10 protein-coding genes and 4 pseudogenes are annotated in these 12,312 nt (G+C 34.0%); 7 read left to right on the forward strand and 7 right to left on the reverse strand.

All coding sequences use genetic code 11. The annotated features are described in order from the left end of the window. A partial coding sequence (locus tag AC1DJR_RS05750) for a hypothetical protein (RefSeq protein WP_477002196.1) occupies nt 1-211 on the forward strand: 211 nt, incomplete at its 5' end. A gap of 561 nt (nt 212-772) precedes the next feature. On the opposite strand, the gene AC1DJR_RS05755 is transcribed toward AC1DJR_RS05750, so the two are convergent. Both AC1DJR_RS05755 and AC1DJR_RS05760 read right to left on the reverse strand, forming a co-directional pair. After that, entirely contained in the window at nt 773-1,108 is a 336-nt protein-coding gene (locus AC1DJR_RS05755) for a hypothetical protein (RefSeq protein ID WP_033729657.1), read from the reverse strand. Nucleotides 1,109-1,111: 3 nt separating this feature from the next. Further along, nucleotides 1,112-1,790: pseudogene (locus tag AC1DJR_RS05760) on the reverse strand (EndoU domain-containing protein); the annotation flags it as partial. Between the two features lie 262 nt (nt 1,791-2,052). Here AC1DJR_RS05760 and AC1DJR_RS05765 point away from each other — a divergent pair. The 4 genes and pseudogenes from AC1DJR_RS05765 to AC1DJR_RS05780 all read left to right on the forward strand — a co-directional run bounded on the left by AC1DJR_RS05765 (nt 2,053) and on the right by AC1DJR_RS05780 (nt 4,982). Then, on the forward strand, nt 2,053-2,331 hold the full coding sequence (locus AC1DJR_RS05765) for a TIGR04197 family type VII secretion effector (RefSeq protein ID WP_477002197.1): 279 nt from the start codon (nt 2,053-2,055) through the stop codon (nt 2,329-2,331). 42 nt (nt 2,332-2,373) lie between these two features. Beyond that, a pseudogene (locus AC1DJR_RS05770) lies at nt 2,374-2,754 on the forward strand (DUF3958 family protein). After that, nucleotides 2,751-4,379 (forward strand): AHH domain-containing protein, encoded by a 1,629-nt coding sequence (locus AC1DJR_RS05775; protein WP_477002198.1) that lies wholly within the window; start codon nt 2,751-2,753, stop codon nt 4,377-4,379. The pseudogene AC1DJR_RS05770 and the gene AC1DJR_RS05775 overlap by 4 nt, the downstream one beginning before the upstream one ends. A gap of 33 nt (nt 4,380-4,412) precedes the next feature. Then, nucleotides 4,413-4,982 (forward strand): imm11 family protein, encoded by a 570-nt coding sequence (locus AC1DJR_RS05780; RefSeq protein WP_002069252.1) that lies wholly within the window; start codon nt 4,413-4,415, stop codon nt 4,980-4,982. Nucleotides 4,983-5,250: 268 nt separating this feature from the next. Here the strand turns inward: AC1DJR_RS05780 and AC1DJR_RS05785 are convergent. Together AC1DJR_RS05785 and AC1DJR_RS05790 are read right to left on the reverse strand one after the other, a co-directional pair. Then, nucleotides 5,251-5,478 (reverse strand): annotated as a pseudogene (locus AC1DJR_RS05785) (IS4 family transposase); the annotation flags it as partial. A gap of 54 nt (nt 5,479-5,532) precedes the next feature. After that, nucleotides 5,533-6,102, reverse strand: a complete 570-nt coding sequence (locus AC1DJR_RS05790; protein ID WP_002065376.1) for a TetR/AcrR family transcriptional regulator — start codon at nt 6,100-6,102, stop codon at nt 5,533-5,535. A gap of 401 nt (nt 6,103-6,503) precedes the next feature. On the opposite strand from AC1DJR_RS05790, the gene asnB reads away from it, so the two are divergent. Both asnB and AC1DJR_RS05800 read left to right on the forward strand, forming a co-directional pair. After that, complete coding sequence (asnB, locus tag AC1DJR_RS05795; protein ID WP_477002199.1) at nt 6,504-8,330, forward strand: asparagine synthase (glutamine-hydrolyzing); 1,827 nt, start codon at nt 6,504-6,506, stop codon at nt 8,328-8,330. 480 nt (nt 8,331-8,810) lie between these two features. Beyond that, entirely contained in the window at nt 8,811-10,337 is a 1,527-nt protein-coding gene (locus tag AC1DJR_RS05800) for an FAD-dependent oxidoreductase (protein WP_477002200.1), read from the forward strand. Between the two features lie 297 nt (nt 10,338-10,634). Here the strand turns inward: AC1DJR_RS05800 and AC1DJR_RS05805 are convergent, their stop codons facing one another. The 3 genes and pseudogenes from AC1DJR_RS05805 to AC1DJR_RS05815 all read right to left on the reverse strand — a co-directional run. Next, nucleotides 10,635-10,907, reverse strand: coding sequence for an HU family DNA-binding protein (locus AC1DJR_RS05805; protein WP_001043940.1), 273 nt, complete (start codon nt 10,905-10,907; stop codon nt 10,635-10,637). A gap of 138 nt (nt 10,908-11,045) precedes the next feature. Beyond that, nucleotides 11,046-11,411 (reverse strand): hypothetical protein, encoded by a 366-nt coding sequence (locus AC1DJR_RS05810; RefSeq protein WP_377954707.1) that lies wholly within the window; start codon nt 11,409-11,411, stop codon nt 11,046-11,048. 593 nt (nt 11,412-12,004) lie between these two features. After that, nucleotides 12,005-12,312, reverse strand: a pseudogene (locus AC1DJR_RS05815) (DUF5123 domain-containing protein); the annotation flags it as partial.

Raw genomic sequence — 12,312 nt, forward strand, 5'->3', positions numbered from 1 at the left:
GTTGATATTATTTTACGCAGGAACCGAATGGCTTGGTTTTCGCACTCTATTTTCTTCCTGCAACCTCATATATCAAGTTATCAAAGAACTTCATATAGCTAGTTTTTCAAAAGTTTTTGGCTATGCCAAACCGAAATTCATCTCCCACCTACAGTTGGGCTACGCCCTTTACACGCTTGAGGAAGGAGAATTCTTTCGGGGAATTAGTTAAACAAAAAGATTCTTTTTTTAATTGATTGATAGTAAACAATAAAGGGTGGCGAATCAACAACTAAGAGATTTCTTCAGGTAAGCTAATAAGGAGTTATTACAGAACATTGCAGTAGATTTTGCATTAACGGCTGAGGATGCAAAAAAGGCTTTTGAAAGAAAAGGGGAATATATGAAAGCTCTACAGCTTACAAGGTGACAAAAAAACTCATTTTAAATCTATTTTTAACATTCTATTCTTGTACCGGAAGAACATAGCAGTTCACAATTAATAAGGGGTAAGCAAAAATAATTGTTAACAATATTAAGTGCAGCATCTTCATTGTAAAATCTTTTATATTCCTACAAGTACAATCCCTGCTAAATCAAAAATACATCCTTATAGAGATGTATTTTTGATTGTTTTTCTATTTTAGGGTGTTAAAAAATTTTTAAGTTAATGGATGTGGAGTCTCGCCACATAATAAAAAGGTAGGGATATATTATATATATTCCCGCCTTTGATTTTATTGAGTTTAGCATCTATGATCTAAATATAACAGAAGGTAGTTTTCTTTTATGCTTATATATCTTTCCCCTCTGCTACCACTGTATCTCTCCACAACACAAGTAGTTTTCTAAATTCAGAGGTCTCAATTTTACATTGGTTATTTGGGGCACTCATAAAGAAGTTAATAGCACTGGTGTAATTAGGTTCAATGTAGACTGCTGCTACGTTTCCTTCTATTTCATATTGCGGAACTTTTTGGTCTACTACATTATTTAAAATCTGTATATAATCATCTGCTTCATCATCTAAAATATCTTCCAAGAAATGAGAAATTATAGAAATTTCTTTTGGCAAACGTATTCTTAATCCGCCAAGTCCATCACGATAAAATTCGTATGTATATTTCATTTTTTACCTCCTAGTATAAACAGGATATGTTGTTATTATCTCATTATTTTGTATAATCATTTCTACTTTAAATCCGTGAGATGTTTGTCCTACATATCTAACTGTATCGACTTGAATCTTATTATCGTATGCTATCTTTGATAGAATCAAGCACCTGTACTCTATCCCAATCCTGAGGGAAAAATGAAGAAAGCGCGTTTTTTGTTTCACCGTCTACTTTTACTTTTGCTCTATATACTCCCGCAGAATTTGGTGCATGGGTAATTCTAACTATTTCTCCTCCACCCAACATACTTTCATGGTGATATCCAACAGCTTTTAATCCCCACCATTTTTGTTTTAGTTCCCCGTGAAAAAGGTGCTCCATAAGTGATGAATCAAAATTATACGGAACATTGCCACCATTAGTTCTACCACTATTAATTCTTCCACCACTAGCAAATTGATAGGTTGAGAGTTTTTCTTCAGCTTGTTTAAAGTCTGGTGTGTCAAATCTAGATTGCAAACCATCTCCACCAGCAAAAGCAAATCGATCTTTTAATGGTAAGTGACTTGAAATAGGAGGGATATTCTCTGAAAATCTTTTTAATTTTACAGAGTCTCCAAGGGAAGTTACTTTTCCAATTTTGCCTGCCCCTTTACTAAAAATCTACCCTAAACCAAGCTCCATAAAAATATTTGTTCACCATTGCACCCATACCTGGTAGTGGCATAACTTGCTTCGTAACTTCAGTACTCGTTCATATTAGGTCAATCTCTTGAATTTGTTCTAATAGTTCTAGTTCAACTACATCTGTTGAGGCGACCCTTAATTGAAATTCGGTATGAAAAGCTTCATTCTTATAATTAAGAGCTATCAATTCCTTGCTAGAAATATTTGATACATTGAAATATTCTTACATGGTATAATTTTCTTGATGATTTTGGAACTAGAAGGGGTTTAAATGATGGGAAACTTTCAAAGTAACTTTCAAACGGCTACACAAATTGCTACACAAATGAAAAATACATCGGATACAATTCAAGGTGCGACAAATCGTTCTATAACAAAGGCAAGCCGTACTACACTATCTGTTAATGCCCAGGCGCAAGAAGCGAATCAACAAATGCTAGATTTGACTAGACAATTTTGTGGGGCCTTTCAACAAGCAGTTGATAATATTCATTTAGTAGCTAAGGATTTTGAAAGAATGGATAACGAACTACAAAAGACATTTCGCTAATGTGGAAACCTACGGTAAAGGGAGAAGGGTAGGGAGAATAAGATGAGTCAAGATATGGAAAAGCAAATAAATCAATTAAATCAATTAAATCAATTAAATCAAGAATTACGGATAGTATTTGAAAAAAAGGATCGAAATCAAGCAGAGATTCAAATTCAGAGACAAGTAGAAATGGACTTTCACGAATTAAGAAGTCGAAATAATCGCTTATTCAATAGGATTTTAGAAACATGGCATAGTGATAAAGAAGTTTCTAATTTTTTTATGAATTAGCTCCAAGATTCGCAACATATTGAGCGGAAATTAACATTTGAATTGGAAAATCAAAAAGAAACATTACTTAAAGAAAGACGCGATCTTATCGATTTAGAAACCGACCTTACCTATCGGCAGCAGCGATTAAAAAGGGAGGATAAAGCATGAGTTTAAATATGTATTTAGGGGAAGTACAAAATCAGACCCAAAGCATGAATGCTGTATGTGTCGCTACTATCCAAGCTATGGAGCAAGCAATCCAATCAATTGATACCTTTGCAACTGATACGGTTTTGCAAGGACAAACATATAGTAGTGCAAAAATATTTTTTGTCCAAACTTTTCGTCCTTTAGCACAAGGTATCATTTATTTATGTGAAGAATTAATTCGTCAAAATGATGCGTTTCCAAGCGATTTTCAATCACAAGTTGCTTCCACAGATGTCATCGAACAAGAAATAAGAGAGCAAATTCAAGAAATTAATCGAATGGTCGCAAGTATAGAAGCGATTAGTATTGCTACAGTATTGCCTGGAATAGATGCTATGGTTATTGTTTTAGTGGAGATGAGAAAAAAACTGCAAGAAAAATTAGAACATCTATATGAATTTAACTATACGTCTAGTAATAACTACAACACAGCTTTTCAACTAGTAGCGAGCATTACTGCTGGCCTCGCTGAAGTCCAAAGTGGGAAAGGATTTAGTCCTGTAAGTGGTACATTTAGTACACAAGGATTAAATATGGATTGGACCGTTTCGATTCAAGAAATTGCTGATGAAAGAAAACGTCAAGTTGATAATCTTTTAAAGGAAGGATCAATGGAAGAGGGAGCGGTGTGCAAGAAACCTCCTGAAAAATCTACTTCTGAAAAAATTATAGATGGTATTTTAGAAGGTACGGGTCAAGCAGTTGAAGATACAATAGATGGTGTTGTGGCACTTGGTAAATGGGAAACATGGGAGAACATGGGGTACGCTTTTACTCATTTAAATGAAACCTTACCTGCTATGTGGAACACATTATCAGATTCGTTTATTAATGATGTAATAAATGGAGACGCTGAAAGTCGTGCTAAGTGGGGGAGTTATGCTTTTACACAAATTGGACTTGGACTAATTGGTGATAAGGGGATAAGTAAAGTCACTACATTAGCAAAAGGTGCAAAACTCTCTACAGGAATGTCTTCTTTCGCAAATAAATTGCAACTTACGGATCGGTTGGCATTTGCAGGTGCAAGTGGATTTGGAAGCAATCAAATAAAAACATTTGAAGTTTTACGCAAAGCTCGTGAAACATTTATGTTTTCCAAAACTAGTGGAAGAGGTAAAGTTAAAGATGTTCAAGAAGTAATTCAGGAATATGCGGATAAAGTTCTTGATAGAGTAGAGGTGAGAAATGAGTATCCTGATTCATATACGGCATCTCAAAAATTAMGTGCAGAACTTAAAGATGCAGGGGTTGACACACCTCCATATCCTAATGCTGCACATCACATAGTACCTTGGAATGATAGTAGGGCTGTGGAAGCTCAGGAATTATTACAAGAGATAGGGATAAGTTATGATGCTGCGGTCAATGGGGTGTTTTTACCATATAAAATAAATGATTATGTAACTACTGAAGTTTTACATATAGGTAGCCACTCAAAAGAGTATATAAGAGAAGTAACAGAAAGATTGAATTCTGTTATAGAAATGGGTGGTACTCAAGCTGATATAGCTGAAGTGTTACATGGAATAAGAAGAGATTTATTAGAAAGTAATTTACGATTAAATGAACCCAAGAAATAACTATATAAATGGTAATAATAAAGGAGAATATATATGAAGATTTGGCAATTAAAAAGCTCGACTGATGATTATGAAACCTTTCAATTATTGAACTATGAAGAGGATAAAAAATATTTTAAAACTAGTTTTAATTCTATGGTGAGTTTGTCAGATTCATGGACGCCTAAGTTTATTGAGGTAACAGATGAAGGGAAATCAAGCGATTCCCCTATTTTTTGGGGRAARTCKGGTGTACAAATAATTAGCGAAAAAGCCAAGAATGTTTTAGAACCTATAGTAGGAGATAATATTGAATTTTTACCATTAATTCATAAACAAACAAACAAAAAATACTATGCTATGCATGTTTTAAGGGTGTTGGAAGCACTTGATACTAATAAAACAATCTTTGATAAGTTAAGTTCAGGTTTAATAATAGGATGTAAAAAATTTGTATTTATTCCTTATGTTGTCCAGCACGAACCAGTTTTTAAATTGAATATAAATGGGAAGGTACATCCTAACTATCTTTTAGTATCAGATCAATTCAAAAATGTAATTTTAGAGAGTGAATTAAAAGGTTTTCAATTTACTGAAGTGTGGGATTCAGAAGAGGGTGCGTAAAGAAATCTAATTTAATTAGATTAGTAATGTGAACCCATATCTAATAGAGTAAAAAATAAAAAGCTTATGCACTTGTATAAGCTTTTTATTATGAATAAGTATAGAAAGTGATGGTAATTCATATTCAAGATATATTTTAGAATCACAAAGTAAATAGTAGTAAACGATTTTTTGTTACGTAATATTCTATTTTACTTTAGAAGATAAAAGAATAGTTAAGGGGAATAAGCATGAAAATATGGGGATTAAATTAAAATCATATTGGCTAACGTAAAGAATACCAATCATTTACTTCTCCTATCAGCACAAGTAAATGATTGGTATTTCTCATTAATATTGCTAAGTCTGAACTACGAGCAGAATACTTTATTTCATTCTTTTTTCCCTTACAGTTTGATCTTGTAATCGCTGTTGTTCTTTTATCAGTCATTCCTACATAAGCGTTGGATATTTTGCAGGTTTGTCCAGACTGAAAAGAGCTTATTAAACCATCCATTATTCACGTTCTTCTTCATATATTTGTACCACAATTATTTTTTTGTTGTTAAAACTAGTTTTTAAGAAGCATATGCTTTAGCAACTGCAGAAATTCTTTATCACTTTTATCATCTTTTATATAATCCTGTTCATAGTTAAAAATCATTCGCACTAACATAAAAGCTGTTAGCGGTAATGGTACCTTATGAAAAGCCCCTTGCTGATAACCTTTTTCAAGCAAATTACTTATCATTTTAATTGCTTCTTCTTCAGATTTTTTAAAACAAGCTATAATTTCAGGTGAATGGTACTCTTTATATTCTTGAAAGAGTGTAGAAACAAATGGGTCTTGATGATATTCTAGGCTGATATAATGAAGGATTTTTTGTATTCGAAGTAAAACATCTTTTTCCTCTTTATATAAATCAAATAATTGTGAGCGTTTAAGCTGAATATGACGCATATAGCAGTCACATAATATTTCAGTTTTATCTGTATAGTAATAATAAATAGTACCTTTACCAACTTTAGCTTTCTTTGCAATTTCATCGACCGTTGTGTTACGGACACCACCCATAGAGAACAGTATTGTGGCAGATTGAATGATTTTCATTTTTTTATTTTCTTTTTCTAATTTGATCATTGTCTACACCCTATCCTTGAAATATTTAGCGAAGTTTTCTTTCATTACATTCTGTATCAGTCCATTTGTAATTTTTTAACTCCTAATAGAAAGTCCTCTATTTGCTTCTTATAGAATAACATACACCATTCTCATTTCTAGTATATAACTATAATAGAATGCAACTTTATAACTTAGGATAAAAATGAAAGTTTAAGGTAATAACTTTTTAATCAGACGATGAGAATTCAAGTGAAAGGGGACAGTGATTTCTTTCTTGATTGAATWATTTGATTTTTTWTTMAATTCRTTTTATTATATAAACATGACTAAAAGATGTTTTTAGTCGGATTTTTTTACGGAAAACCGACTGATATTTAATTTTAGTCGGTTTCTATACTATTTGAGAGAAGGTAGACACTATGTGTGGAATTGCAGGGTGGATAGACTGGTCTAAAGACCTGTCTCATGAACAAGAAACGTTAAAAAAAATGACAGATGCTATCACTCACCGAGGGCCTGATGCAGAGGGGCATTGGCTTTCAAAACGAGCAGCATTAGGTCATCGACGTCTCATCGTCATTGATCCTGAAGGTGGCCTTCAACCTATGCTATATAAAGATGGAAATGATACGATTGGCCTTACGTTCAATGGAGAAATTTATAACTATCAAGAATTACGTAAAGAACTTGAGGGGAAAGGTCATGAATTTCAGACAAAGTCTGATACAGAGGTATTACTACATGCYTATTTAGAATGGMAAGAAGAYTGTGTTCAACACTTAAATGGGATTTTTGCTTTTGGTATTTGGGATGAAAGATTTGGGAAATTGATGCTTGGTCGTGATCATCTAGGTGTGAAGCCTTTATTTTTCGCTCAAAGAGGGAGTGCAATTCTCTTTGGTTCAGAGTTAAAAGTTTTACTTTCGCACCCACTTGTAGATGCAGAAGTAGATAAAGAAGGACTTTCTGAGATATTTTGTCTTGGACCAACACGTACTCCAGGTCATGCGATTTTCAAGGATATACACGAAGTGCGTGCTGGCCATTATATGACGTTTACCTCTAATGGCTCGAATACGACACAGTATTGGAAACTTGAAAGTAAAARMCATATAGATGATATTGATATGACAGTGGAGACAATCCGCTCCATTTTACAAGATACGGTTAAACGTCAGTTAATTGCTGATAGACCCGTGGTATCTATGCTTTCCGGAGGTTTAGATTCAAGTGGTCTAACAGGTTTAGCAGGAAACGAATTTGGGAATAAAGGGGAACACCTTCATACATATTCCCTGAATTTCATCAATGATGAAAAAGACTTTGAGCAAGACTTCCTTCGTTTTGATCGTGATGAACCTTGGGTGAAACGTGTGGCTGAATATGTAGGAACAAAGCATCACTCTATAGAGTTAGGATCAGATAGTTTAATAGAGCATTTATTAATTCCAATGCGAGCGCGTGATCTACCGGGAGTTGGGGAACTAGAAACGTCTCTTTATTTGCTATTTAAGGAAATGAAAAAAGACGCAACAGTTGCACTTTCAGGCGAATCCGCAGATGAAGTGTTCTCAGGATATCCATGGTTCCATCAAGAGAAGTTTTTAGATGCAGAGATATTCCCTTGGAGTGTTAATTTATGGTATAGTACRGAMATTTTATCAGARGATTTTAAAGMRAAGATTARCCCTGAAAAATATCAAAAACAAAAATTTGAAGATGCGGTTGCTGAGGTTCCTTTTTTAGAAGGTGAAAGTGATCTGCAAATGAAGCAACGTCAAATGTCTTACATGTTTATTACACGTTTCTTGCCATTTATGCTAGAACGAAAAGATCGTACAAGTATGATGAATGGCTTTGAAGTRCGAGTTCCATTTTGCGAYTACCGGCTTGTAGAATACTTATGGAATGTTCCATTCGAAATGAAAAGCATAGACAATATTGAAAAAGGTATTTTACGTCGAGCTTTTGAAAATATACTTCCAGAGGATGTACTTTATCGCAAAAAAAGTGCATATCCAAGCACAAAGGATGCTTCTTATCTACAAGGTATTAGTGATTGGATGTTACATGTGTTGAACGATCCTCAATCACCTATTTTACCATTAATAAATGTAGAAAAAGTTCGTGCTATTGCAGAAGGAAAAGACGAAGTAATTTCAGGTAATGATGCACGAGGTATAATAGATTATTTACTTCAAGTTAATAGTTGGCTTCAAGAATATAATATTAAATTAGTATGGTAGATGTGCTTTTCAAATAAAGAGAATAGATGAATCATCAATGACCTAAGTGAACCGCATCTCCAATGTATTAGATAGTTATCTAACATTTGGAGATGCGGTTTTATTATCTTGATTTGCAATAACGCTAATCAGTTAGTAAATTAGAATTGAATAAGGAACATGGAAAGAACTAGGGGGAATAATATGAATTGGAGGTCCCACGTAAAGGAGAATACGATGAACCTTTTAAGACCAGTGCTATCAGATACTACAATTGTATTGGTCACGTTAATTCTTTCTCACTTGTAATAGCTTATAATAACAGGGGGAATTGTAGTGTTTTGATATGTATCTGTTTCTGTTTCACTATATTAACTATTATTTCATCGGGCTCCTTACTGAAATAATGAAGAATCATCATTTGTTTATTCTGATTTCTGGAAAAGTTTTAATAGATTCATGCTGAACAAATATACTTTTTAGGAAGAGGAGAGATTATTGATGGATAATCAATTACTATATCAACAGCCAAAAAGAGAAAAGGCACTCGTGATTGGAGCCGGTATTGCAGGTTTACTTACTGCACGCGTACTTTCCAGTTATTTTGAGACAGTGATAGTTGTTGAAAAAGATGAGTTACCTCAAAAACCATCTGAACGTCCAGGTACACCCCAAGACTTTCATCCTCATCGTGTATTACCACGCGGAGAAATAATTATGAACCGTTTCTTTCCTGGATATGTTGATGATTTATTAAAACTAGGGGCCCATAATGTCAAGAATGATAAAATGATTCGATTTTCTCCTTATGGGGCACTTGAACTAGTTATAGAACGAAAAGGTGCAGCGAGCAGTCGAGCGTTGTTAGAATGGACAATCCGCCAACGTGTACAAGAAATTCCTAATGTACATTTTCATTCAAAGCAAGTGGTGACAGGACTTCTAACTTCGTCTGATCACAAGCGTATTATTGGGATCAATATTCAAGAACGAGATGAATTAAAAACAAAGAGAACTGTTTTAACTGATTTGGTAGTTGATACATGTGGCCGTCAATCTAAACTCAATAAATGGCTTACATCTATGGGATATGATGTTCCAGAACCAGAACGTTTAAAGGTGAATTTTGGATATAGCACGAGATATTATAAAGTACCCCCACATATCAAAGAGAAATTGAGTGCAATTTCTGAAGGAGATCCTGCTAAAAACGTTGGAGCTGTAGGGCTATTATATATTGAAGATAACATAGCTCAAGCGCTACTATTTGTTGCTGGAGGTACGCACTATCCACCAACCAATTCAAAAGAATATGAAAAAGAACTGGATTCATTAGTTACCCCTATGATGAGGGAGTTAATCAAAGAGTTAGATCCAATTAGTGTCCCAAGAGGATTTAGAGCGCATGAATCAACTCGTCAACATTTTGAACAAATGGAAAATTGGCCATCTGGATTATTAGTGTTAGGTGATGCTTTTTGTAACTTTGATCCCATTTATGGACAAGGGATAACCGTAGCCGCCATTGAAGCTGAAATGTTAGATACTTGTTTAAAAGAACATTCTACTCATAAACCCGGATTCGAACGCAAAGTGCTGCAACGTATGCAACAGGCTATTGAGCCGGCATGGTGGCTGAGTTCAATTGCGGATTTACGTTGGAAAGGTGTTGAACATGTAGGAGCTGTTCCACTAAAAGGTGTGAAATTTACACAGAAATATTTTGATTTATATCTTAAACAAGCTTTAAAGCAAGCAAGGGATGGTAATTCTATCATGCTCCAAAAATATATAATGATGAATGGGCTAGTTTATTCGCCTCATGAAATCATTAACTCAGATATGTTAAGCATGTTAATCACTGAGGATGAGACTTCGGAAGGGAATGAACTTTTGAACGAACTTGGAGAAGTAGATAAGAGATCACTGCAAGAAAGAATACATGAACTAATCCCTTCCTTTACATTAGCTTTTGAGAATAGCATTCCAAATCTATTCTCTTCCATTTCAATTTCTAATGCCAAATGAGGAAAAGGTAATACAAATCAATGAATATTTGTATTAGATATACTCTAATTTTGTATATCTTACACACTATATCAAAAAAGAAACATAACCTCTTATTTTCTGCAGGTATATGTTTCTTTTTATCATTTTTGCCAAGAAGACTCCTTCCTCAAGGAGCGTGAAGGGTCACAGCCCAGTGAGTAGGTGGGAAAGGAGGTATCATCTAATATATGTTGGATGATACTTTTTTGATTTATGAATAAAAAGGATATTGAAAGGGTCTTGATATGAATATCAAACCCTTTTCAATATGTATAATTATTTCACTGCCTCTTTTAATTCTTTTCCAGCTTTAAAAGCAGGTGCTTTTGAAGCCGCGATTTGCATTTCTTCACCTGTTTGTGGGTTACGTCCTGTACGTGCAGATCTTTCACGTACTTCAAATGTACCAAAACCAAGAATCTGTACTTTATCTCCATTTGCTAACGCATTTGTTATTGTATCTAATAACGCTTGTGTTGCTGCAGCAGCATCTTTTTGTGTAAGTTCAGCTTTTTCTGCTACTACTTTTGTTAATTCTGTTTTATTCATTTTCTGCACCTCTTCATATGTAATTAGGTGACTATTATAACGTGTGATTACTCATGATGCAATTATACTGTACATAGGAAAAGCCATAGCAAGAGATAGAGGACAATTTCTGTGTAAAAGGCATAAGAAGGATATTAATTATCGTGCTAAACTCTGTTCATATTTCTTTACATCTTCTATGGTTTTAAATATTAATACATCAAAAACTCCTTTTTCATTCCCACATACAACAACAAAACCATCTGTTGCTTCCAAAACTCTACCGACGTCACCATCTGTAAGTGTAATACTGGTGAGAAGTTTTACGTTCAGTTTTTCTTCTTTTCGAATGTAAGTAGTTATGGGTGTTCCTACAGGAAATGTGTCTGTGAGCTCTTTTGTTGTATATGTGCCATCATCTACTGATTGAGTTTTAGTTGTAATGGAATCAGTTTGAGTGGCACATCCTGTTGAACATATTAAAAGAATGCCAGTAATCATACTTACACATGCTGTTTTTACCATTCACAAAATCCTCCTATAACTGTTCGTATTGTCAACCCATTTAGGGTAACAAATTATATATACGAAGTTTGTTGGTTTATGTGAGTCGTAAATCAACAAAGATACAGGAATTTTGCCAGAATGTGTTTCAAACAAAAGAAAAGACACCCTAAGGTGCCTTCCTGCGACTGGAACCATCGTAATATGGTATTGGATGCCAACCCGATTATTATTTTATCAGATTAAGTAATTTGGGTTGTTGAGAAATATAATTCAAATCTATATTTTGTTTATTTTTGCTTCGTTAGCTTTTTTGTAGTGGATTCTTCAATCTGTTCAGATTTACTTTTACTATCATCGGTAATTACTATCTTGATACTTCCTTGAGCCTTTTTATCATTTTAGCCAACAAGACTTCTTCTTCAAGGGGCGTGAACCCTTCATATTAAGAGGAATTAATCGCGGCTTACTAAATATTATAGATCACCTCTTTACTTATAGAATCATCAATACAGAGTCTTTACGACTTTTCATTTTTCTTTAACTTTTATAGGAGAGGGAAGGGGAATGAGCTAAGATAAAGCTGGTTTAGTAGATTTGTTTTATTTTAAAATTTATTTGAAAGAAGGGGATATTTTGCTAAATACACTATGTTGTTCATTTCCTTCTTGATTCATACCTGCCTGATAAGATGAAAATCCTTTATACGTTTTTCCTTTCCATTGCCATAAGCCATTAGTTTGATCGAATTCACCATAGTAATGATTGTAATCCAGTTTGTTTCCAGTGTTTTTATTGAAATTATTGCTAATAAAAATACGGCTATTACTTGCATAGATTTGGTTATTGGTAATTACATTGTTCGTAATTGTGTTATTTTCTGCATATCCTTGCTGACTATCATATCCACCAATTGCAATAC

It is taken from the genome of Bacillus sp. 05T31 (genome assembly GCF_056396725.1).

Coding starts and splice junctions, on each gene's coding strand:
- AC1DJR_RS05805 (WP_001043940.1), bottom strand. CDS start 10,907: ATGAATAAAACAGAATTAACAAAAGTAGTAGCAGAAAAAGCTGAACTT.
- AC1DJR_RS05790 (WP_002065376.1), bottom strand. CDS start 6,102: ATGATCAAATTAGAAAAAGAAAATAAAAAAATGAAAATCATTCAATCT.
- AC1DJR_RS05800 (WP_477002200.1), top strand. CDS start 8,811: ATGGATAATCAATTACTATATCAACAGCCAAAAAGAGAAAAGGCACTC.
- AC1DJR_RS05755 (WP_033729657.1), bottom strand. CDS start 1,108: ATGAAATATACATACGAATTTTATCGTGATGGACTTGGCGGATTAAGA.
- AC1DJR_RS05810 (WP_377954707.1), bottom strand. CDS start 11,411: ATGGTAAAAACAGCATGTGTAAGTATGATTACTGGCATTCTTTTAATA.
- AC1DJR_RS05765 (WP_477002197.1), top strand. CDS start 2,053: ATGATGGGAAACTTTCAAAGTAACTTTCAAACGGCTACACAAATTGCT.